The 23615-nt window shown below is 41.6% G+C and carries 16 protein-coding genes; 4 read left to right on the forward strand and 12 right to left on the reverse strand.

The annotated features are described in order from the left end of the window. Positions 1-3: 3 nt before the first annotated feature. Positions 4-5046 carry an nSTAND1 domain-containing NTPase gene (locus V7K48_RS14350; protein ID WP_335073463.1) on the reverse strand — a complete coding sequence of 1681 codons (5043 nt, stop codon included), beginning with the start codon at positions 5044-5046 and terminating at the stop codon, positions 4-6. A 92-nt stretch (positions 5047-5138) separates the two neighbouring features. Further along, positions 5139-6470, reverse strand: coding sequence for a P-loop NTPase fold protein (locus V7K48_RS14355; protein WP_335073465.1), 1332 nt, complete (start codon positions 6468-6470; stop codon positions 5139-5141). 696 nt (positions 6471-7166) lie between these two features. Here V7K48_RS14355 and V7K48_RS14360 point away from each other — a divergent pair. From V7K48_RS14360 to ftsZ, 3 genes are all read left to right on the forward strand, one after another. Beyond that, entirely contained in the window at positions 7167-8000 is an 834-nt protein-coding gene (locus V7K48_RS14360; protein WP_335073467.1) for a cell division protein FtsQ/DivIB, read from the forward strand. A 731-nt stretch (positions 8001-8731) separates the two neighbouring features. Continuing rightward, entirely contained in the window at positions 8732-9019 is a 288-nt protein-coding gene (locus V7K48_RS14365) for a hypothetical protein (RefSeq protein WP_335073469.1), read from the forward strand. A 60-nt stretch (positions 9020-9079) separates the two neighbouring features. Beyond that, positions 9080-10390: a cell division protein FtsZ gene (gene ftsZ / locus V7K48_RS14370; protein WP_335073470.1), complete on the forward strand. Its 1311-nt coding sequence runs from the start codon at positions 9080-9082 to the stop codon at positions 10388-10390. Positions 10391-10817: 427 nt separating this feature from the next. On the opposite strand, the gene gshB is transcribed toward ftsZ, so the two are convergent. The 3 genes from gshB to hflX all read right to left on the reverse strand — a co-directional run bounded on the left by gshB (position 10818) and on the right by hflX (position 14636). Beyond that, positions 10818-11792, reverse strand: coding sequence for a glutathione synthase (gene gshB / locus V7K48_RS14375; protein ID WP_335073473.1), 975 nt, complete (start codon positions 11790-11792; stop codon positions 10818-10820). A 242-nt stretch (positions 11793-12034) separates the two neighbouring features. Further along, positions 12035-12307: a glutaredoxin 3 gene (grxC, locus tag V7K48_RS14380; RefSeq protein WP_335073475.1), complete on the reverse strand. Its 273-nt coding sequence runs from the start codon at positions 12305-12307 to the stop codon at positions 12035-12037. Between the two features lie 583 nt (positions 12308-12890). Then, positions 12891-14636 (reverse strand): GTPase HflX, encoded by a 1746-nt coding sequence (gene hflX, locus V7K48_RS14385; protein ID WP_335073502.1) that lies wholly within the window; start codon positions 14634-14636, stop codon positions 12891-12893. A gap of 161 nt (positions 14637-14797) precedes the next feature. Between hflX and V7K48_RS14390 the strand changes: the two genes are divergently transcribed. After that, positions 14798-15427, forward strand: a complete 630-nt coding sequence (locus tag V7K48_RS14390; RefSeq protein WP_335073477.1) for a Uma2 family endonuclease — start codon at positions 14798-14800, stop codon at positions 15425-15427. A gap of 80 nt (positions 15428-15507) precedes the next feature. Here V7K48_RS14390 and V7K48_RS14395 read toward each other — a convergent pair whose 3' ends face one another. The 7 genes from V7K48_RS14395 to V7K48_RS14425 all read right to left on the reverse strand — a co-directional run bounded on the left by V7K48_RS14395 (position 15508) and on the right by V7K48_RS14425 (position 23590). Next, the gene (locus V7K48_RS14395) at positions 15508-17013 is read right to left on the reverse strand and encodes a tetratricopeptide repeat protein (RefSeq protein ID WP_335073479.1); all 1506 of its coding nucleotides are present in this window, start codon (positions 17011-17013) and stop codon (positions 15508-15510) included. Next, entirely contained in the window at positions 17010-18335 is a 1326-nt protein-coding gene (locus V7K48_RS14400; protein WP_335073481.1) for an ATP-binding protein, read from the reverse strand. The genes V7K48_RS14395 and V7K48_RS14400 overlap by 4 nt, the downstream gene beginning before the upstream one ends. 316 nt (positions 18336-18651) lie before the next feature. Further along, the gene (cofG, locus tag V7K48_RS14405; protein ID WP_335073483.1) at positions 18652-19632 is read right to left on the reverse strand and encodes a 7,8-didemethyl-8-hydroxy-5-deazariboflavin synthase subunit CofG; all 981 of its coding nucleotides are present in this window, start codon (positions 19630-19632) and stop codon (positions 18652-18654) included. A 293-nt stretch (positions 19633-19925) separates the two neighbouring features. Then, a complete protein-coding gene (crtW, locus tag V7K48_RS14410; protein ID WP_335073485.1) occupies positions 19926-20687 on the reverse strand; it encodes a beta-carotene ketolase CrtW in 762 nt (253 codons plus the stop codon). 590 nt (positions 20688-21277) lie between these two features. Beyond that, positions 21278-21724, reverse strand: coding sequence for an SRPBCC family protein (locus V7K48_RS14415; RefSeq protein ID WP_335073486.1), 447 nt, complete (start codon positions 21722-21724; stop codon positions 21278-21280). 19 nt (positions 21725-21743) lie between these two features. Continuing rightward, positions 21744-21932 (reverse strand): CPXCG motif-containing cysteine-rich protein, encoded by a 189-nt coding sequence (locus V7K48_RS14420; protein WP_190728608.1) that lies wholly within the window; start codon positions 21930-21932, stop codon positions 21744-21746. Positions 21933-21943: 11 nt separating this feature from the next. Further along, complete coding sequence (locus tag V7K48_RS14425; RefSeq protein WP_335073489.1) at positions 21944-23590, reverse strand: B12-binding domain-containing radical SAM protein; 1647 nt, start codon at positions 23588-23590, stop codon at positions 21944-21946. Positions 23591-23615: the final 25 nt, after the last annotated feature.

Consider the following 23615-nt stretch of genomic DNA (forward strand, 5'->3'; position numbering starts at 1 on the left):
ACACTAGGGTCTATGGGTTATGCCATCACAAAGAAGGCGATCGCGCTCCTCAAGATTGCGGTTGTGCTTGAGGTAATTGCCTACCCAGTCGCAACCACGAACAAGCAGATCATCAAGATGTAAATTCCACAGAATTATCGTCTTGTCATCACTAGCTGATGCTAATGTTTGACCATCTGGGCTAAAACTGACACTTAATACCCCAGCGCGATGCCCATTGAGACTTTTAATTAATTTGCCGTCACTGCTCCAAAGTTTTACTGTACCGTCCCAACTGGCGGCGGCGAGTAATTCACCATTGGGACTGAAAGTCACGGCATTGACGCTATCGCTGTACCCTTTTAATAAGGTTTTTAATAACGTCCCATCCCGTCGCCAGAGTTTTACGGTGTTATCCCAGCTAGCAGAAGCCAGTAACTCATCAGTAGGACTAAAGCTGACACCTGTCACCCAGCTGTCATGGGGTGAGAAAGTTTTTAACAATGTACCATCCCGTTGCCAAAGTTTAACAGTTTGGTCATCACTGGCAGAGGCTAAAACCTGACTATCATGGCTGAAGTTTACGCTATTTACCGAATCCTGATGTCCCACTAGGGTTTTGAGTAATTTGCCCTCACGGTTCCAAAGTTTTACTGTTTTATCTTTGCTAGCTGATGCCAAAAACTGACCATCAGGACTGAAATTCACGCTCATCACACTATCGCTATGTCCGTAGAGAGTCATGATTAAAGTACCGTCAAGCCGCCAAAGTTTAACTGTTTTGTCATAACTTCCTGAGGCCAGGATTTCACCTTTGGGGTCAAAACTGACACTAGAAACTCTATTTGTGTGCCCCACTAAAGTTTTGTAAAGTCGGGTTTTGACCTCGCCATTACTGCTGTACTGTTGCCAAAGTTTGACAGTGCGATCGCTACTACCAGAAGCTAGCATCCGACCATCGGGACTCCAAGCAACGCTCAAAACTTGCTTTCGATGCCCTTGAAGAATAGATGGTGTTGGGACATCTAAACTCCATAATTTCACACTTTTGTCATAACTTCCTGAGGCCAGCAATTTGTTATTTGGACTGAAAGCGATGCTGACAACACGATCACTGTGTCCTTTGAAAGTTCTGAGTAAAGTACCAGTGATACTCCAGAGGTTTATGGTTTTGTCTTCACTTGCAGAAGCTAACTTTTTACTATCGGAACTAAAGCTTAAACTCCATACTATATCGCTATGGTGTCGTAAAGTTTTGTAAAAACGAAAGTCAAAACCGTCTTTATTGCTGTTACTTTCCCTGAGCCAAAGTTTTACTGTCTTATCTAGACCTGTTGATGCCAACAATTTACCGTCTGGGCTGAAAACAGCTACAGTCACAGCTTGCTTATGTCCTTGCAAAGTTGTAACGAGGCTACCGTCCCGTCGCCAAATTTTCACTGTTTTGTCGTCGCTAGCGGAGGCGATGAATTGACCATCGGGACTGAAGTTGACCCAGTTAACCGACCCTTGATGTCCTCTCAGTATTTTTATTAAGCTACCGTCTTTATGCCAGAGTTTTACTGTTGTATCCTTACTGCCAGTAGCTAACAACTCGCCATCAGGACTGAAATTAACGCTGTCACCTGAATCACCATGTCCTTTCAGGGTTTTATATGGCTTAGGGTCAAATTGGCCTGTAACCGGGTTTTTGTGCCAGATTTGCACCGTTTTGTCGAGGCTGGCGGAGGCTAGGGTTTGACCATCAGGGCTAAAACTGACACAATTAACAGCATCAGTGTGACCTTTGAGGGTTTGGAGTAAGGTTCCGTCAGGACGCCAAAGTTTCACAGTTTTATCTAGGCTACCTGACGCTAGTAACTGACCATCTGGGCTGAAAGTTACTCCCCAGACTACATCAGTGTGCCCTTCTAAGCGGTTAACCTCCGTTACCCCATAAACTGCCTGTTGCATGGCTGTCACCACCCGCATTCGGGTATCTGGCTGCACTCCATCTGCCTGTTTAAGTCCTCTCCAAGCCCGCAAACTTTCTAATAGGGCATCAAACTCTTTATTAGACGCAAACAAAGCTTCGCTAGCAGCAGCGATCGCACTAATTTTAAAGTTAGTTTCACTGCGTTCAGCTCGTAGACTTTGGCGAATTGCTGCTCTTTTTTGCAAGTCGGCTTGCCACCATAATGCTGCAATTGTTCCCCCCATAATTGCCAGGATTGCGCCTGCTATCCTTGCTTCTCGCAGCCGCTGTTGTAATACCAAATTGAGTTGCTTTTGACTAAATTTTTGGGCTACTTCAGCTCTAGTTTTTTCTAGTTTGACTTTTTCTAATTCGGCGACCATGCCATAATTGTTTTTTTGGCGAATTGGTTCAACTAAATAATCGTGAACTAGCTGGTAGCGATCGCTTAACTCTTCTCTAACTCGCAACACCAAACATGAACCCACCAATATTTCTAAAATTAGTTCCCCAACTGTGTCAAAGCTTGATATTGTATCTAGCTGATGATTATTAACTAATGCAGCAGCTAAATCAGCTTTAGTTTTTAACGGGCGTGTTCCCTTTTCATCAGTTAACTCAAATAATAATTTCCAACTTAACTCTTCGTTTGCTTGACCGCAGTCTTTGATAACTTCCCCAAGCCAGCGTTCCACCAATTTTGCCGAACCACCGCAAAGCTTATATTCTCCGAGTGTGGTAATGTTTTCTATTTGTAGTTGAGCACCAACTATTTGTAATTCAATTGGATGTACTTCGTCTAGTTCTCCTGTCAAATCCTGGACTAATTTGTTAATTAATTCATCACTCAGTTCATAATGTGAACGTTGAGTAAGACTGTGAATTATGGCTTTAGCATCCTGGCTAGAGAATTTTCCTAAATAGTAGCGAATGTCCTTATCGAGAATATTTTTATTGATTACTCCTAAATCATATAATCCAATAATATTTTTCTGGCTCAAACGTTCAAATTCTAATAAATGATGTAAATAATCTTCTCTTAATGAAAGAATAATTTTGACAAATGAAATATTTAAACATTCCGTAAAAAATTTATAAAACTCTCTTCTTTGTGTGGGAGGATTACTAACAAAGAAAAATTCTTCAAACTGATCTAATATAATAATTATTGTATAATTGTGCTCAGATACTAACCGAATTTTTTCTAGCAGGATAGTAGGTGTAGAGTCAAGACTAACTGATATTCCTGTGTATGCCAATGCTTGGTTTATACTGCTTATCAAGATTGTCATCCAATCAGTATAAACAGACAAAACAATAGGTATAGGAATGCGTTCACCAATAGGTTTTCCCTTTAGTGCTGGGACTAAACCAGCTTTGAGAGTTGAACTTTTGCCTACACCTGATGGCCCATAAATTACTGTGAGTTTGTAGTCAGCGCGGCTAATTCTTTCAATTAAGCGATTGACATCTTGTTGTCGTCCAGAAGCAGATATTTCTAGGGCAATTTCCTCAGAAATAAAGGGTATTTTGTGAGGTTCCAGTACTGGGTTAATTCTGGGGCGTTGCGGCTGCAATTGACTTGCCCCAATAAAGGCACGAAAGCCATACTGATGTTCTATTTGAATTTTTTCTTGCTTCAGCTTAAAGGCTTCTGTATAGTCATGACGCTCAAAAAAGTAAAGCGATCGCAGTTCTTCTAAAATCTCTAAGTAAAGTGATGGCTGATGTTGTAGCTCACAAACTACCCTCGCCCATTCCAGATTATTGATAGCCTCCTCCGACTCACCCAGATGCCTCTGTGTACGTGCTAGCAAGAGAAGATACCAACTTTCTTGTCGTCGTGTTCGCAAAGCGTCTCGTAGAGAAATTTCTGTTGCTTCTTCGGAGATAGAAAGTGCTGTATTCGCTAATTCATGAGCCAGTACCCAATTCGACTCAGAAGCCGCCACATTTGCCAAAAAGCCATAATTTTGAGCAATTTGTGCTGGAGTTCCATAAGTTTTATGTAGATTTAATGACTTTTGAGCTAATTCTTTTAAATCATCCCAGGCTTGTAAGCGTTGCAGCATTTCACAAGCAGGCAAAATAAATTTAGCAACTAAGTCTTCTCTTTGTACCTCTTCCAATAGCTGCAAGCATTGTTTAAACCACAACAGAGCATGTTCGCAATAGCTACTAGTATTATGGTATAAGTCTGCCATTCGGTGATAACACAGCCCCAGTTGGAATAGTACTATTGCTTGCTTGAGTAAAGACGAGGGTGGGGTAGGGTGAGGAGATGAAACGGGGAAAGAAGAATTACTCTCCAACTCTGCTACTCTCTTGGTTTCCTGCTGCCATAACGCTAGGCTTCTTTGATAATTGGCTAAAGCACCATTAATTTGATCATTGGCGTATTTATCTCGCCCCAACACAAATTCTAAACTAGCTTCTAATCCTGGTGTTAGTTGAACGCCATAGAGGCGCAGTAAATCATTACGGGCTGATTCTATTTCGTGGCGGTGTTGGGACTTAGGATCTAAATTTAGAGAGGCATTAGATAAAAATGTTTCAGCACCTGCTTCTAAAACTTTGGCAAATAGAGATTCTGCCTCTTGATGGATCAAAGCAATTAAATCTGCTTTGGTCATTTCAAATTTAATAGTGGTTGCAGCCCAGCTTTTGAAATCAGGCGCTAATCTTGAAAGCAATGATGCCACTTCATCTTGTAGCCATAACACTACTGGAAATGGAAAAGTCGCGGCATAGATATCTCGTGCTTGGTTGAGGACTGTAAGTAAGTTTTCCAGGTCGATAATTGACTCAATACCGAAAATCATCACAGCAGATGGCAAAGAGTCTGTAAGGACGGCAGGATTATCTAAAGATAGTTCTGAGATTATTGTGTTGTGTAAGGAAGTAGTCGATGGATTGAGAACGATTTCTCTAAAGTTGATGTCTTTGGTGATCGAGCGAATATTCTCTAACATTTGCTCACGTAATTGCCCATAGTTGCATCGAACTAAAATCAGGGCAAATTGACCTTCAGAAAGCGCGATCGCTCTAATCAGTCTTTGCAAAGTATACTGATTTTCTTTGGTGTAGACATGTAGCTGCTTATCATTAGTCATTGGTTATTAGTGATTAGCCATTAGTTATTAGTTATTTATTAGTCATTAGTCAAAAGACCAATGACAAAGGACAAATGACTTACTCAGCACTGTTACTTGTTTTGTTGCCAAGCCAAAACTTTTTCTGTTTCTGCCAAGGCTGGACTGATGCCAAACCAGCGCCCCAGAGGATCGCGATATTCAAACAGATACATGCTTCTTAGTAAGCTCTGGTAGTCAGACTCACCTTTAACTCTTTGCTGCTGAACTACTTCAAACAATAATTCCCACTGGGATTCATTAATAGCTAATAGCAGATCGTCACGGTAATCTTTAATCACGGCTTCTAAGCAGTCCTTAGAAAAAGGCGGATCTTGTCGTTGCAGGCAGCTATAAAGTAAACCCAATAAGTTACGAATGTGACCACCACTAACGCGACATAGACGATCCAAGGTTTGGGAGTGATCGAATAATTCTGTAATTAATAAAAGCCTGCCATTCAAAGGAACTTCTGGAAAAGCTCTTGCTAGAACTAACTGGCGCACTAGTGACATCCCTGGTTCGTAGTCACTGCCATCTCTTTGCCGCACTAATACCATCGGCAGTACTTTTGGTGCAATTCCTCCCCCCAGGCGATTTTTCAGTGTCTCATACTCATTAGAGAAAATTAACGTAAGGGGGATTGTGTAAACTAGGTGGCATTTGAGTCGGCGTAACTGTTCGCCTCGGTCGATGAAGAGATATTCTGGTTGCGATCGCCCGGACGCTAAGGGACGCATATCGACTCGATCCAAATTATCTACAATCACTACCAGTCCTTTTTGACCCCGCAGCTTTAGCTGTTCAATAGCCTTTTCTAAAATTTCTTCGTTAATCGCTTGCAAAATACTATTGGTACGTGGTTCCAAATATTGCCTCAGTTGATTCCGCAACTGGGTACTATCTTTGGTTTTGGCGGTAATTTTGGCAATACCCAAGGACAACTCTGCTTGTCCAGAAAGCTCTATGGGGCTTTGCAAAAAATCGCCTACTTCTTTAAACAAATTGGTAAAGTAACCAGGTTTGAGTTTAATGCCAATGCCTTCTAAACTGGCACTGACTTGACGAGCTACACTCAGCAAAATATCGCTGATATCAATATCTGCCATGTCTAAGTCTTGACTGGACTCAAAATAAACCACATGAAATCCCGCGACTTCTAGTTCTGTCTTAAGGCGCTGCAATTCTGTTGACTTACCGCAGCCAATGTGACCTGTAAATAACTGACAGGTTGGCTCATCAGGAGAAATCCGAATGATAGTCCGTTGCAATTCTTCGACAATCTTGCAACCACGTACATCAGCAAAATCTATGTAATACTGACGATCTAGCACGTTACTTATATTTAGCGTGTAGCTGGGGTTACATGCTTTATAAAAACGTGACAAATTTAATGTCATTTTCATGTATGTAGAGGTGTATGTAGATGTGTGTGTAGATGCAATTTCATTCGTATTTTTTATACAAGTAATCTCTATCCAGGATGTAGGCATACGAATAACTTGCAAGTTGGTAGTGTCTTGCAAGGGACAGTATTTGGTGCAGGATCACTGTCAGTAGCTGTCAGTAGTATGGTAGAGATTTAATTGACCCTAATAACTTTAAGCATATCTGTCCTTTTTACACCTGCTATTGAGTTTTGACAATCTGTAGGTTTTACTTGACCTGGCACAGACTATTAGGACTTGGTGAATCAGTAAAAAAAGCTACTAGATTACATGGTTCTCAGTTTATATAGCTGATGAAGTAGGACTGGTATTAATTATAGCAAAGTACACAGAGGCTTAGGAATACTGGTATATCATTTCATATTCTATTTGTCAAGAAAAGAAAATCCTAAACATCTAAATTAATATTTTGTAATCTTTAGGGAAAAAATTTGACAAACTAACTTGTTAAAAAGGCTACAGTCAGTAAAAAATGGACACCGGAAACTTTAATCGGAATGATCACTAGCGCGATAATCTTTATGTAGTTACTGTAAAGTGTTACTAAAAATAAAAAAGTCTTGAGGAGAGCGGCTAACAGATGCCATGTTTACTGAAATTAATCATGATCCGAGGGCGTCAAGAAATTTGGATTGCAACCAGAAAGGGGTTTGAATGGCTGGCATAATATCAGTTTCCCGCACCGATCTAGCCCAGCGCCGTCAAAAATTACGTCGGCAGCGGCAGATGAGAATTATTCAGGCTATTTGGCGAACCTTTGCCATTACTAGTTTGGCAGGTGGATTGCTGTGGGTGGCAGTCCAACCAGTGTGGATGCTAAAAGCTCCCAAACAAATAGTGATGAAATCAGGCAATAAATTACTGTCGGATGAGACAGCTCAGTCACTGTTGGTGCTATCTTACCCCCAGTCTTTGTGGCGAATTGAACCGTCGGCGATCGCTAATTCTTTGAAGAAACAACCAACTATTGCCCAAGCGATCGTCAGACGCCGCCTGTTTCCTCCTGGGTTAATCATTGAAATCCAAGAACGAGTACCTGTAGCGGTGACTCAAACACTTGGCAATAAAAAAGTAACAATCGGCTTACTAGATGCAAGTGGGGTCTGGATGCCTTTAGAAAAATACACATCACTGAATCCTACTAAGAAATTACCCAATCTCAGAGTAATTGGTTCACCAAAACAATACTGCCTCTACTGGACTCAACTTCATCAAGCTATCAGCCAAAGTCCGGTGAAAGTAATGGAAATTGATTGTCGAAATCCAACGAATTTAATTTTGAAAACAGAACTAGGAAATGTGCATCTTGGCGTTCCCGGCCCTCAGTTGTCTGAACAAATTAAGCTACTCGCCCAAATGCGCCATTTAGCTGCAAAACTCAATTCCGGTGAAATAGAGTATATTGATCTGAAAAATCCCGAATTTCCCTTAGTACAAATGAACCAAAAAGACCAAAAATTAACTCCCAAAATCCCTAAAAACATCTAGCGTGTTTAATGTATTGAGCGCTCCTAGTAAATTAAGAAGCTTTATGCTGATAAATATATTTATTATTTTCAGTTTTCTGGCAAATCCCACGCAAATCGGCATTAACTTCTAATTAAAATGAGAAGATCAATCATAAAATCTCGATTGTGAGTAAAACATTCTCAATTGTTACCTTAACATCTAATAGTAGGGTGCAAGATGTCAGACAATCTAATAATGGTCTATGGCGTGCAAAACGCCTTCTGCCCATACATTCTTTGACTAAACCCAGTGCAAAAAAGAGAGAAATGCTTGAGTTTTTCATTAAGATCCGACTTGCGAAAAGAGGGCACTGATGAGAACGGTTTACGCCGCCATCCAAGTGCAGAGCCAAAAACGCTCTGGCTTTGGTCTGTTGAGGACACTTCCAAAGACAGTTTACCGAAGTTTCAATCTGTAACGTACCGCCCAAAGTTGCATAAGCATTGCTTCTGGGCAATAAGTTTGGACTACTCTGTGCTGTAATTCCTATTGGGTAATCAAACCTCTTAGGAAATCTTGATTTGTTGAGCGCACTAGTGAAGGTTTTCGTAGGATAGACTATTGCTGCAACAAAGTCTCCATTAAGACTCCCCAAACAACAAGTTAATCAGGTATAGTCTGACAAGTAAATTCTTGCTTACTTTCACCTTTCACCTTAAGGATAAGTAAGTATAACGTAAGTTTTGTGTCTAAAGTTGCAATCATCCCCAATGGTGAAACCTATTAACAATATTATTGTTGAGACAGAGAAGAGGCGCTATAGTGTGTCTTTACAAGTTATGCCCTCCGCTGAGAATAATCAAGAGATTAATGTCTGGTTGAAGTTATACAGGTCACTTTTAGATAAATGTAGGTATACTTCTCTAGAATTGGCTGTGCGATCGGCTGCCTTAAAAGCTTATCCCATAGCAAATTTTCGCACTGGCAATTCTGTTAGGCTTGGCAGTAGTGAAAACAATAAAGAACAGTGCCATAGTATTGTGGCACTGTCAAACTAAAGTTGACTCTGAGGTGAATAACACCTGAAAAAGTCGTTTATCTACCCTTTCACAAATCCAATGACACTTGATAATAACCAAGGACTTACCTATAAAAATTCCCAATCTACGGGACAGCCGGGGTTCTCTCTGGCAGTTAACTCAACCAATCCCTTTAATAACTCTGGGCTGAACTTCGGACAAAATCACGATAATAAGAAGATTTCTCCGGAAAATAGCCGAATTGGCGAGATTGTTCCTGGTCGAGTCGCCAACATCAAAGTGATTGGTGTCGGTGGTGGTGGTGGCAATGCTGTTAACCGCATGATCGAGTCTGATGTCTCTGGGGTAGAGTTTTGGTCAATAAACACAGATGCCCAAGCTCTTACCTTAGCTGGCGCTCCAAGTAGATTGCAAATTGGACAGAAGCTAACGCGGGGTTTAGGAGCAGGTGGTAATCCTGCCATCGGTCAAAAGGCAGCCGAAGAATCACGGGACGAAATTGCTACAGCTTTAGAGGGAGCAGACTTAGTATTTATTACTGCTGGTATGGGGGGTGGTACTGGGACAGGTGCAGCTCCAATCGTGGCAGAAGTAGCCAAAGAAATGGGCGCTCTCACTGTTGGTGTAGTCACACGTCCATTTGTGTTTGAGGGACGCCGCCGCACCAGCCAAGCGGAACAAGGTATTGAAGGACTAAAAAGTAGAGTAGATACACTGATTATTATCCCCAACAACAAACTGCTGGAAGTGATCCCCGAACAAACGCCTGTACAAGAAGCTTTTCGCTATGCAGATGATGTGCTGCGTCAAGGGGTGCAAGGTATTTCTGATATCATCACGATTCCTGGTTTGGTAAATGTTGACTTTGCTGATGTCCGAGCTGTGATGGCAGATGCGGGTTCGGCATTGATGGGAATTGGAGTGAGTTCTGGAAAATCGAGAGCCAGAGAAGCTGCGATCGCAGCTATTTCTTCGCCGTTACTAGAATGTTCTATTGAAGGCGCTAGAGGAGTTGTTTTTAATATTACTGGTGGTACTGACCTGACCTTGCATGAAGTGAATGCTGCCGCAGAAGCAATCTATGAAGTAGTTGATCCCAACGCCAATATTATTTTTGGGGCCGTAATTGATGACAGACTCCAAGGTGAGGTAAGAATTACTGTAATTGCCACCGGGTTTACAGGTGAAGTGCAAGCTGTGCCACAACAAAGCGTGGCTAACGTTCGAGTAGCCCCTAATACTTCGAAGCGACCAACAACACAGCAACCTACAGTGAATCCCCCAACCCCAACTCCAACTCCAACTCCAACTCCAACTCCGGAACCAAAAGAAAAACCTGGATTGGATATACCTGATTTTCTGAGAAACCGACGTACACCAAGGAATTAAAAGATTTTGGATTTGAGATTTTAGATTAACTTATCAGTCTCAGGTCAGGCTGAGTGCATGTATAAAATCTGCTAGTTTCAGGGTTTTACCAAAGGCAGGGGTAAGCAATCTGTTGCCATCCCCGATTTTGCCAATTGGTAAAAAAACTTGTCAACGCTACTTTATAGAATGAACTTGGGCAGGAGTCTGCTGACTCGCATGTCCTGCTATGCTTTTGTCACAAAAAAATAGGAAGACCTGCCCAACTACGGATGCGTAGACATCGCTACATCTACCCCTTGTCATCCATTAAACTTATATTCCGTATAAGTAAATATATTTACTTATAAGGAGTAATATAGAAATTTTGACCACGTAAGTGCCCGTCCGAACGAGGTCTGCTCTCGGCAGAATAGAACACGAAGCAAAAAGAGAAGGTAAATGCAAATTATTTTTTGATTTTTAGAGTTTGTTCAATCCATTGAATAACTTGATAACCAAGGCGAGTATCATCTAGGCGATCAATCTCACGAATTCCGGTAGGACTGGTGACGTTAACTTCAGTTAGGTAGCCACCAATAACGTCAATACCCACAAAAATTAAGCCGTCTTGGCGTAAGCGTTCGGCTATTTGGGTACAGATTTCATCCTCTCTTGGGGTAATTTCAGTTTGAGCGACTGTGCCACCAGTTGCCATATTATTGCGAAAATCAGTTCCGCTAGAGAGGCGATTGAGCGCACCAATCGGTTCGCCATTGAGCAGGATAATTCGCTTATCTCCCTCTTTTGCCTCTGGTAGATAGGTTTGTACCATTACTGGCACTCGACCTTGGAAAGTACTGAGTTCGACAATGGAGTTAAAATTGCGATCGCCTGATTGCAAAAACAAAATTCCTTCCCCAGCTTTGTTACCCAGTGGTTTGAGAACCGCAGCTCCCTTTGCTTCTACAAATTGCCGAATAAACTGTTTATCAGCACTGACAATCGTTTCTGGAATCGCTTTGGTAAACTGGAGGGCATACATTTTTTCATTTGCCCCTCGGATGCCACTAGGACTGTTAATCACCAGGGTTTTATTTTGGTCAATGTAATCCAGAATGTAGGTGGCATAGAGGTAGGAATCATTAACTGGTGGATCTGTCCGCATAAATACGGCGTCCATTGTCTCTAAAAAAGTTAAGGAGGAATCGCTCAACTTATACCAAGGATTCGCTGCTACCCAGCGTCCCTCCATTAACTGCACTGGTACAACTTCAACTCGCTGTAGGACAGCCCAAGCTTTGCTCTCCACCACACTCAGCAGGTTTGCCTGAGTCACCCAAACTTCGTGTCCCAAGATTTGCGCTGCTTCGATCAGGGCAATACTGGTATCATGACACGGGTCAAGCTGATGGATGGGATCAATGATAAAAGCCAGTTTCACCCTTTATACCTCAATCGCCAAGAAATTAAATGGTTATTCAATTATTATCTCTTGATGATCTTAGCAATTGACGTACATCTGTACTGCTGAGTAGAACCTGGAGGGTAAAATCTTGTGGATAGACATCGGTTTTGTGGGGATAAAAGTCCGTAAACAAAGCAGCGCGTTGTTTTTCCAGAATTGTAGCGACTGCCGTGTAATTGCAGTGGCTTGTCGCTAGCGACAAGCAAAACCTTCTGAATCTACACGCTATTGCTAGAAGTTAGTAGCTCATCCAGCTTGCCTTGACTATCTAAAGCATGGATATCATCACAACCACCAATATGATCATCATTGATGAAAATTTGCGGTAAAGAGCGCCGTCCATTTGCTCTTTGAGCCATTTTATTTCTGGCTGCCTCATCTCCATCAATGCTATATTCGATAAATTCAACTTCTTTGTTCTTCAGCAAACTTTTGGCACGAATGCAAAATGGGCAAGTCCTCCAAGTGTAAATTTCTACTTTTGCAGCCATGATATCCTCAACTTGATTTAATACTTCTTAATTTTAGAACTTTGCCACTGGCTGTAGCTACCCGATCTGCTTTTGACTTTATCCTCAGAAGTGGCTACTAACTAAATTTGCCACATTAAGTTATTAGTACAGATGAGTCCCTTGGAGACATGCTACGCGTAGCTTGCTTCTTTGGAGGAGTACGCATTCAAAAACCAAAATCGCTAAAAAGCTTGTTTTATAGGCTTTTTAGCAATTGTATAGTTTGCTTAGAGTCGAGGTATGTTAGTCTACTTATGCCATATGGAATGAACTATTTTCTAATTTAGAAATATCTTTAATAAAACATAATTGAATTTATTTCATCCTCTGTGGTGGCGTATGCCTGCGATCGCAGGCACACAGAAGCAGTCTACAGAGGCATACAGTTTTGTTCCCAATCGCTCAAACTATTACGGCAAAAACTTTTTCAGTATATTTAGTATATTTATATGGGTAACTTCAGCTTAGTGGAGTAGAAATATTTTTTATCTTTAATAACAAATGCCGTAGTCAATAGAACTACGGCATTTTTAACTGAAATACAAAACTTTAATTTCAGTATTTACCTACTGTCAACGGCGTATTCAATTAGCTGGGCAAGGCGGTGACGTAGGGTTTCTAATCCCAAGCGCTGACTGGCAGAAATAAACACCGCTAGGGGAAACTCTTCTCTAGCTAGAGCCAGTGTCTCACTATCGGCTTGATCAATCTTGTTAAAAATAACCAGCGCCGGGCCAGGAGTTATTGGCATTTGCGCTAAGATTTCTCTGACTGAGCGAATATGACGCAACCAAGCCGGGTGAGACAAATCTACTAAATGTAATAGGGCATCGGCTTCTGTGACTTCCTCCAAGGTGGCGCGGAAGGCATCCATTAATGATGCAGGCAGTTCGTGTATAAACCCTACTGTATCTGTAATCAGAATTTCCTGATGTTCATCAGTTTCGCCATGAGGAATTACCAGACGGCGCGTGGTGGGATCAAGAGTGGCAAATAGCTGGTCGGCTGTATAAACTTCTGCATTCGTGAGAGCATTTAGCAAAGTGGACTTGCCAGCGTTGGTATATCCAACCAAAGCCACTGAGGGAACTTCCTGATGCTGCCGTCGCTGCCGTAATCGCGAACGATGGGCCTGCAACTGATCGACTTCTTTTTGCAGTCGGGAAATGCGCTGCCCAATGGCACGTCGTTCAGTTTCCAGTTTGGTTTCACCAGGGCCACGAGTTCCAATACCACCACCTAATCGCGACATGGTGCGACCTCTACCAGCCAGTCGCGGCTGCATGTATTCTAGCTGTGCTAGTTCTACTTGCAACTTACCAGCACGGGACTGAGCGCGTTGGGCAAAGATATCCAAAATGACCTCGGTGCGGTCAACCACCCGGATACCAATTTGCATTTCTAAGTTGCGGACTTGGGAGGGTGAAAGGTCGCGGTCGAAGACGACGAGATTAACTCCTAGTGTTTGGGCAGTTAGGGCAATTTCTTGCACCTTACCTTCACCAACTACCGTCTGGGGATGAATACGCGATCGCTTTTGTTGTATTGTCTGTAATACATCTCCCCCAGCGGTATCAACTAAACGTGCCAATTCCAATAGGTTGTCTTGGAATTGTAGGGGAGTCATTTCACTGGTCATCAGCCCCACAATCAGCACGCGATCGTGGTCAGCATCTACTTCCTGGGCGATAAATTCCCGCTGGAATTCCGCTTCCAGATTTTCTACCAAGTCTACTAAATCCTGGTCTGCCAGATCATCCAAGTCCAGAGGTGGCGATATATTCCAACTTGGAGATTGGATTTGGCTTTCCCCTACCTTGGGAGCCGCAGTACTAGTAATCAGGGTGCGAGATTCTTGGGGTGTCAGATGAGCTAAATAAGCTTCTTTGACGTACCCAGTCGAACCGCCTCCCCGCCGTGTAAATCCCGTTCCAGTAATGTTTAGGACAACTAGGGCATCTAAGCGTTGCAGTGCCATAGCCGTGAGCGCCGCCTCATTTGGCGGTTCTGGCTTCAGATGTGTGGCAATACAACGAATACCGCTGAGTCGTTCTGCACCGTAACGGGGCAATTCCAGCGGTGGTATTTGCGTTTGACGCGGTGTGCCTACCCCGACGCGAATCACTTGTCCGCGACGGTTGATGTAGGCGCACACAGGCTGATTGACTTCTGTGCTAATTGCTGCCAGACGCTGGGAAAACTCAGGCGTGGTGATGCGATCGCCTGGTATGCGCTGGTGATACAGCCGCTGTAGTTGTTTCAGCTGGCTGGACTTCAAACCTTGGAGATTTCCAAAAATAGTTTCTATAGGCGTTTATGACCAGTTAAATGGCCCCCCCAATTCTTATATGTCTATTTTACAACAGGGTTTCGGCTCCTATCTCTCTCCCTTGAGGGATGCATTATGAATTAGTTCACAGGCGTCTTGATTTGACGCTATTTTGGTGGTATTAACCCACAAATCAAGCAATGGTAACAACACGCGCCGCCTCAGAACAAAGGGCTGTATTGAGAAATATCAGTTGGCAGACTTTTGAAACCATGCTAGCTGAGATGGGAGAGGATAGAGCCTCTCGAATCACCTATGACCAAGGAATGCTGGAAATTATGACTCCACTAATGCCGCATGAACATTGGAATTGCTTGTTGAAAATGCTCATTTTCGTTTTGGGTGAAGAGTTGAATTTAGAGATTTTTCCTACAGGTTCAACGACTTTGAAACGGGAAGATTTGCGGCGTGGTGCGGAACCAGATAGCAGTTACTATATTCGCAATGAAGGGTTGGTGAGGAACAAATCAGAAATTGATTTGAATTGTGACCCAGCACCGGATTTATTAGTAGAAATAGATTTAACGAGTTCTTCGCTGAATAAATTCGATATTTATGCGTCTTTAGGTGTTATGGAAATTTGGCGTTATGACGAAGGTGTGCTATATATTTACCAACTGCAACAAGGGCAATATATAGAGTGTAATAATTCGCCATGTTTTGCACAATTGCCTTTAATTGAAATTGCTCGATTTTTAGCTGAAAGTCAAAGAATTGGCGTGATGAAAATGACACAAAATTTTCGGGAGTGGGTGAAGAAACAAATTTAATCAGTTAGTATTTTCAGTCAATGTATGAGGGCGATCGCTTCAACCATTCAACTATAGACTTTAATACCAAGGTCGCGGACTCAATGCCTAAATCTAATTATTCTTAAGAAGGCTGTCCAAATTTGAACTAATTTTTGCAATCCCAATTTTTGAAGTAAACTAGCAAGTATTTGTTTTTTCTGAATATGAAATATATCTCTCACAAAATCAGGATTGATTTCATTTGCCTTGCTAATACTCTTATTTCCTTCTTTCCAGCGACCTAATTTAATTAATGCAGCCCCCCGAAAATACCAAGCTTCGTGATAATCAGGTTTCAATTTTAGTGCTTGGTCGTAGGATGCGATCGCTTCTTCATAGCGTCCTAAATCATTTAGCACACTGCCTCGCAAGTACCAAGCTTCGTAGTCATCTGCTTTAAATTTCAGTGCTTGGTCGTTAGAAACGATCGCTTCTTCATAGCGTCCTAAATTGCGTAGCGCAATACCCCGGTTATACCAAGAATGAGGATGGTTGAGATTAAGGGCAATGGCTTGGTCATAATAAATTATTGCTTCTTCTGATTGACCTAGTTTATCTAAAGCATTTCCTAGCCAGTTCAAGGTTGAGTCGTCATTTGGTTCTATTTCTATCGCCTTTTCCCAGCTAGCGAGAGCTTCCTTCCATTTACCTGAGTCTTTAAGCGCGATACCTCGGTGATACCAAGCTAAGTGATAATCTGGTTTAATTTCTATCGCTTTATCGTAAGATGCTACTTCCTCCTCGTAGCGTTCTAAACTGCCCAGCCCAACACCTCGCCTATTCCAAGCTTTGTGGTTATCTAGTTGAAATTTTAGTGCTTGGTCATAAAATGCGATCGCTGCTTCATACTCTTTAGCAGTGGTTAGTAAATCTCCTAGCTCAAGGAGTAAACTTGCTTTACGAGTCTCAGGCTGATGTTTTTCTGTCAATAAATCTTGAATTTCGATAACTTTCTCAATTTTTTGTTCAGGACTGAGTTTCAAATATTCCTTGTAGTCTGCCGTTAGAAGCAGACGATTTGATTCTTGTTCTACCACTTCTGGCGTTGTAGGTAATTCAAACACTCCAGAACGCCAATCAAAAAAATCTGGGGCGCGATTAATAAAATAGTTTATTGAAAATGAACGCAAAAGAAAAACAAAGCTAATTGGAAAATCATCTCGAAAGCGTTCTCGCTGTTGGTTTAAGTGATTTAAAATATGCGGAACACTGGTTAAATTACTAAATTGTCCTTCGGTAATTTCCCCAAAATTTCTTTTCTCATACTTATATAAAGAATATTCCAGACCTTTTATTAATAAAATATCAATTTGCTTGTCTTTAATAAACTCTGCTACTGGCTGATATAAATTATCTATTGCTTCAACCAAGCGTAAAACTGCAATCTTCTTCTGCGGAATCTCCTGGGGAAGTTTGACAATAAACTTGTCTGCTTCCACAGGTGTACATTGCACAAAAAACAAACCAAATCCTGATTTCCGCTTCAGTGCGCGAAGCAAGTCTTGATAAGCTTCTTCTGGTTCTGGGGGTAAATCATCATCCCAATCACTTAAATTTGGGTTCATGAAAGTTTCGCTACGGCTTCTTTAAATTCTGGAATTCCTTGAATCAATGGATGAATATCATACCAACGCTGCATCTCTCCCTCATCATCCAAATATCGGTATTCTAAAAGACTGCGATTATACATCAAGCTCCGATACAAGTCATCATTAATAATCCGTTTAGAAGAAGACACTTCTGCTAACAGACACCATTGATGATTTTCCACAGCACGGCGAAAAGTATCTCTAGCTTGAGTAATTGCTCGTCGCACCGCCTTTTCTGAAACAGGTAACTCTTCAGTGCGTCCAATGGCATCTTGAGTTAACAATAGCAAATTCCTCACATGACCTCCACTCATCAAACAAAGTCTGTCTAAGGTTTGGGGACTGTCGAAAATTTCCTTCTCTAATGATAGTTCGGGTGCAATTTGCCGGACTCGCTTATTAATTACCTCCTTAACTTTCTTGAGTCCTGGCTGGTAAATGTCTCCTTTGAGAGTGTTTACCATAATCATCGGCAAAATTTGGGGATCGCCGTAGATATCTCTGAGGTCTGTTGCTCTGGTAGAATAGACCATTGAAATGGGGACAGTGTAAATCAAATGGCAATCTAAAGCTTGGAGTTGTTCGCTGCGGTCTAAAAAGACTTCCTCATAGTTGGTGCGTTCTCCGTCTTTGACTAACACCATCCGGTCTAAATTATCGACAATTACCGCCAGTTGAGTTTTACCCGTAGGTAAGTTCTTTTTTGCATCCGCTAGAAACTCATTCAACACCTGAATTAAAGTGACGGTGTAAGGATTAATTTTTTGGCGAATCTTATGACGTAATTCCGGAACAGCCCTTAAATTTGCGGTCAACTTGGCAAACTGAGCAAGTTTGGCTTCTACTCCCAGACTCTCAAACTCTATGGGAGTCTGCGCCAAATCTTTTAAATCTTCCCAACGAATTTTTAACCAGTTGAGTATAGGATCAGGACTGGCAATTTCTTTTAAATCTTTGAGCAAACGGCGGGTACAGGCGAGGAGAATATCTGTATATTGGGCATCTTCAGAATCGATATCCTCTTCATCAGCCGCAAAATAGACTACATAAAATTGCCGATTTTCTAAATACTTCTTTAACCTGAGTAATTCTGTAGACTTCCCCGCACCCCGATGACCAGAATACAATTGGCAAGTATTTGTATTTGCTAGTCGCATTCGATTTCCCAACTCTTGCTCAATATCCGCATCTCCCCGCACATCCTGACAATCTACATATTTTGGATCACCTGCGGGTAAGGGTTCAAAGGGGTTAAAGGCGTTGTAGAGGTTTGAGAGTAAGTCAGTACTATTAACCATAGGTAAAAAATATAGCAATGATGCTCATAATAATCGAGATTATATAGAATTGAGGTAGATGAATCCAGTTCAAATACTCGTTAACGGAGTTCAAAGGCTCATTAATGGAGTTCAAAGGCTCATTAATGGAGTTCAGAGGTTCATTAATGAAGTTCAAAGGCTCATTAACGGAGTTCAGAGGTTCATTAATGAAGTTCAAAGGCTCATTAATGGAGTTCAGAGGTTCATTAATGGAGTTCAAAGGTGGATGAACGCACATCAAATATTCGTCAGCAAAAAAGTACTACGAGATGGCAAAATCTCTACTTCCCTATTCTTACAAAAGAGAAACTAGGGTTAGAGTCTTGCGCCAGCGCTTCACCGCTGTTTGTAATTCCCCCGACAACCAGCTATCAAATTGCGGATAAACTGGCAAACGGGGCACCAATTCCCACCCCGCAGGTTGTAAAATTTCTCTTAATGCCTGTTCCTGAACATGAGGATAATCAGGATTCACTTCATCTTTTGGCCCAATTCCGCCCAAATCTCGCGCACCAGCTTCAATACAAGTAAGTAACCATCGGTCATCTTTAACTAAATTCGGCGGAATTTGAATGGTAATATCTGGCGGTAAAATCTGACGCGCCTTGAAAATGACTTCTGGTAACTGATGGGGGTCAAAAGGTGGTGCATCAAAGGTTTGCTGATGTCCTGGACTATGAGGTTGCAGGATAACTTCTTGAATGTGGTGATAACGTTGATGCAGTTGAGATATAGCTGTTAATGTTTCCCACCAATCATCAACTATTTCCCCAATTCCTAACAGTAACCCAGTTGTAAACGGAATCTGCAACTCTCCCGCCCATTGCAATTGTTGCAGCCTGACTTCTGGTAATTTACTCGGTGCGTGCCGATGTACACTATTTAACAATGTTGGCGTTAACTGTTCCAACATCAGCCCCATCGAAACATTTACACGCTTGAGCTTTTCCATTTCCTCAAAACTCAGTGGCCCCGCATTCGTATGTGGTAAAAACCCCATTGCAAGCGCTAATTCACACAAATCATAAATCCGCCCAAACCACGCCTGACGCCTTGGCGAATGAGGATGCACTTCACCGCTGAGTATAAGGATTTCACAGACTTTTTCGCTTTGAAGTGGTTTTAAAATACTTTCTGCATCGGAAAGACTCATCCAGGGACTTTTACCCGGTTCACTGCGAAAGTTGCAGTAACTACAGCGATTAAAGCACTCGTAAGTGGGAACAATTGTATAAGCAGGGCTATAGGTGACAACACGAGAATTATTAATTGGCATAAGCAGGATAATCTAAAAGAATGCCTTGCTCAAACTATATAGATTACCGTATCAGACAATTTTGGATTTTAGATTTTAGATTGACCCCAGTAATCAAGTCAGTTACTCACGGTTTAATTTGAGACTTTCGATTTGAGATTTATTCTCGCATTTAAATTCAGAGGCAACTCTTGGAAACGTACAAAAGACAGACTTTTTTAAATTTTGGATGCAAGAAATTTCAATCGAAAATCCAAAATTTAAAATCTAAAATTCGGTGACTCTTGTCGTCATGATATTTAGATAAACTAGAACTATTTTGTTTTGTAAATTTCTGGTAACTGCCACCAAGTAGCATGGGGATATTCGTGATGTTCCTCGTGATAACCAAAATGATAGCACGTGATAAATGACCACCAAATTGGACGGGGAATCGTTTGGGCACGATGAGGCTGAATATAACCTCCTATGGGTTCGCTATGAGGTAGAAAAGTACCAAAATAAAATAATTGGAATGAACTTAAAAGCGAGGGAATCACCCAAAAGGTTATTAGATTAGCGTGGGGTATATGAAGAATGTGATTAGCAAAGTGATAGATAATAGTCAGAGCAATCACTTGTCCCCAACTCCAGTAACCCTTCATAAAATGAAAATACCAAGCAAAGAAATTATTGTTTTTCCCATTATGGAAATCTGGGTCTGTTTCACTTGCGGGATTGTGGTGATGCACCCAATGTTTTTTCAATAATTTTTTATATGGTAAAAGACCATAAAGAGATAGGGTTAATGTCCCAATAAGATGATTAATCTTGGTGTTCTGGGGAAACACTACCCCATGCATGGCATCATGAGATGTAATAAATAATCCCGTATATAAAAATGTTTGCCATAGGATAACAGGCAATAACACCCACAATTTTAACTTAGAGATGTCAAGGGAAAGTAATAAACTCAGGCTAATGACCCATGCGCTAACAATGACAATAGCAATAAAAAGTCCCTTAAACTGAGATTTACTTTTTACTACTGTGGTCAGTTTTGTTTGATGACTGGGTGGTTGTTCTAATTGAATCACACTTTTACTCCGCCTAACATTCAGGTGAAAATTCCTAAAATATAGTCACCACAAAAAGTACTAACCACCAGCCAGAAAACTCTTTTAGCGGTCAGTATTTCACATTGGACAGTGCCAATACTTGAAAATGTTTATAAATATTAAAATACTTTAACTATTATTACACATACAAGCCGATACCAACAAGTATTTTGATTGATATTTTAGACAATATAAGTCATAACACTGAAAACTATAGTAATCATAAAAACCAGTGTTTGCCATATAGTACTTTCTAAACAGCCGAAGCTGGCGAAAGCTATCTGTCTGTAATACTAAAGTGTAAATAAGCCTAAAGGATGAAATTTAGATAATCAGGAAATACTTTGAAATTAGCAAAATAGTATTTTAGATGTCAGAAAAAATCTAACGAAAGTTAGAAGGTTTCCTGAGTGTTATTGGCTTGTATCGGTTGTTTCCTGGTTTGATAAAGTGGATTTCCCAACAAGGTTTGAAGAATCAGGATAATTAATTTTTGCCAGATAGGTTAAAGGGCTGGAGCCACTTACTAAAAGTGAATTATCCTGGGAAAAGGAAGGAGGATTAGCTTATCAGGACTCGCACTCCCGTTTAGTCACATAGTGGCGGTAGCGAAACATTGCTTCTAGTTGTACTTGCACTAACCAACCGCTGACAAATTCAACTGTTCCTCCCCCAGGCATAGAGAAGGAAATAGCATCAGTCAGCCTAGTTTTGCCATTTTCCGGTTCAAATTCATGTCGATGTACCCAAGATTCAAAAGGGCCAGATATCTGTTCGTCGGTAAACAGACGATATTTTTCACATTCAGTATGACGCGCTAACCAAGTTAAGGGTAATGGGCCGAGAAACAGGCGAAATTCGGTGATAGCGCCTACGTTCAGCCCCCCCTCACGACGAACCACTTGAACTGGCTGCCAAGGTGGATTCAGCAGTTGCAAAATATCTGGCCTTTCGTGAAATTTCCAAACTACTTCTGGTGGGGCATTAATTACTGAGGAATGTTTAAAGTACAGCATGGAAAGAAAAACCTAAAATTCAACTTTCGGATTCGGTATCAATTTCGATATCTAGGGTATCTTCATCAACCCGCACATACAAAATATTTGGGTTACAGCAAACTTGACAATCTTCAATGTAAGATTGCTGTCCTCCAGCACTCAAATCAATAAAAGTTAAGTTCGGTTCGCCGCAATAGGCGCAGTAATACTCGGCTGTGTTTTGCATTAAGTTTTCAGCTATGAATTCAATGGCTGTAATTCCTTTGGGGATGGGTTGATATAACTCTTAGCATCAGTTAAATGCTTTAGTAGTGTAGACTGTGGCAGAGGCCCTTGCAAGTGGCTCCAGGGTAATACCTGCTCTGTTGACCATTCGGCGTGGACATAGAAATCTAAGTCGGGGATTTGTCCTTTGAGTTGTTTGAAAGCCCGTTTGTAGCTACCCAAGGAGTCGCCAAAGTCACGAGTAAGTTGGAGGAGTTGGGACACTCTGCGATCGCCTCTCGATAACAAAGCTTGTATAATTGACCAATTATAGCTTTCTGGGCGAAACTCTATCCCCTGGGGTTTTAGTTGTTTTTGCAAAAACTGCAACCGCTTTTCTGCTTGGCGATTCACCCCAAACCATTGAAATGGTGTGTGTGCTTTGGGTACAAAGGTGCTGCATCCGAATGTTAAGCGCAATCCCGGTGCAGCTTTTTTGATACTACGCATCATTGCCACAGTTTGCTCTAAATCCTCTGGTTCCTCACCAGGAATTCCTGCCATTCCGTAGAGTTTCAAGCTTTTTAATCCGCCAGCTTTGGCATTTACGGCTGCTTGGATAATTTCGTCGTTATGCAGCTTTTTGTTGATGATTTGCCGGATTTTCTCGGAACCACTTTCTACAGCAATGGTAAGCGATCGCGTGTCTCGTTTCGTCAAAGTTTCTGCTAACTGGACTGTTACGGTATTGGTTCGCACTGAAGCGATACTGAGACGGACATCATCATACTTTGGCTGACTAATATAATCCAGTAAAGTCTCAAATTCTGGGTGTTGAGTTACTGAAGCCCCCAATAATCCTAGCCGATTTGTAACTTCTAAACCTTTTGCGATCGCTGGAATTAATGAACCTTCAAGACTGGCTGTTCTAAAAGGCAGTGTGAGATAACTTGCCAAACAAAAGCGGCACATTTCTGGACAACTTCTCACCACTTCTACCATGTAAATATTTTCCCATGCGGCTTTTTCAGTGACAACAGTCGATGCTGAGAGAGTATTTCCGCGATAAGTCTGCTTTTGCACTACTGCAGGAATTTCTGGAGAAATTGGTTTAATTGACTTTAGCGCCCCATCTATTGCGTGATATTCCACCTCATATAAACTGGGAATATAAATTCCTGGGACTTGTGCAAGTCTTTTTAGTTGAGTTTGTCTAGAAGCATTTCTCACTTCTTTGTAAGCCTCAATAAAATTCCCTAACAGGTTTTCGCCATCCCCCAGTAAAATTACATCAAAAAAATCTGCAAAAGGTTCGGGATTAGCTGTGAGAACAGGCCCACCACCAAAAATTATCGGATGAGAATCATCGCGAGAAGTAGCCAGAATGGGAATTTCTAAAGATTCCAGCAAATTTAAAACATTCACATAATCCAGTTCCCAGGAAATCGAAAATCCCACAATTTCCGGTGTTCTGGGGAGTTGTTCGTGAGTATCTGTAAACAGACGACTCACCTGCACATCATCACGCATTGCCAAAGTTGCCCAAACTACCTGATAGCCGAGGCTAGTGATACCTACGCTGTACTCATTGGGAAAGGCGAAGATTATGGGGATAGCGTTGGTATCTGGGGTGCTGGGTATAAACAGAAGGCGTTCAGAGTCAAATACAGATGATGTCACAGGCGTTTTTTACGGGTGTTTGTGA

The sequence above is a fragment of the Nostoc sp. genome (genome assembly GCF_036919615.1).
Classification (GTDB): domain Bacteria; phylum Cyanobacteriota; class Cyanobacteriia; order Cyanobacteriales; family Nostocaceae; genus Nostoc.

What these genes read in the sequence shown, in the direction of transcription:
- V7K48_RS14390 (WP_335073477.1), top strand. Translation starts at nt 14,798, where the DNA reads ATGGTAACAACACGCGCCGCCTCAGAACAAAGGGCTGTATTGAGAAAT.
- V7K48_RS14415 (WP_335073486.1), bottom strand. Translation starts at nt 21,724, where the DNA reads ATGCTGTACTTTAAACATTCCTCAGTAATTAATGCCCCACCAGAAGTA.
- V7K48_RS14400 (WP_335073481.1), bottom strand. Translation starts at nt 18,335, where the DNA reads ATGGTTAATAGTACTGACTTACTCTCAAACCTCTACAACGCCTTTAAC.
- V7K48_RS14355 (WP_335073465.1), bottom strand. Translation starts at nt 6,470, where the DNA reads ATGAAAATGACATTAAATTTGTCACGTTTTTATAAAGCATGTAACCCC.
- V7K48_RS14350 (WP_335073463.1), bottom strand. Translation starts at nt 5,046, where the DNA reads ATGACTAATGATAAGCAGCTACATGTCTACACCAAAGAAAATCAGTAT.
- V7K48_RS14395 (WP_335073479.1), bottom strand. Translation starts at nt 17,013, where the DNA reads ATGAACCCAAATTTAAGTGATTGGGATGATGATTTACCCCCAGAACCA.
- grxC (WP_335073475.1), bottom strand. Translation starts at nt 12,307, where the DNA reads ATGGCTGCAAAAGTAGAAATTTACACTTGGAGGACTTGCCCATTTTGC.
- cofG (WP_335073483.1), bottom strand. Translation starts at nt 19,632, where the DNA reads ATGCCAATTAATAATTCTCGTGTTGTCACCTATAGCCCTGCTTATACA.
- V7K48_RS14360 (WP_335073467.1), top strand. Translation starts at nt 7,167, where the DNA reads ATGGCTGGCATAATATCAGTTTCCCGCACCGATCTAGCCCAGCGCCGT.
- V7K48_RS14420 (WP_190728608.1), bottom strand. Translation starts at nt 21,932, where the DNA reads ATGCAAAACACAGCCGAGTATTACTGCGCCTATTGCGGCGAACCGAAC.
- ftsZ (WP_335073470.1), top strand. Translation starts at nt 9,080, where the DNA reads ATGACACTTGATAATAACCAAGGACTTACCTATAAAAATTCCCAATCT.
- V7K48_RS14365 (WP_335073469.1), top strand. Translation starts at nt 8,732, where the DNA reads ATGGTGAAACCTATTAACAATATTATTGTTGAGACAGAGAAGAGGCGC.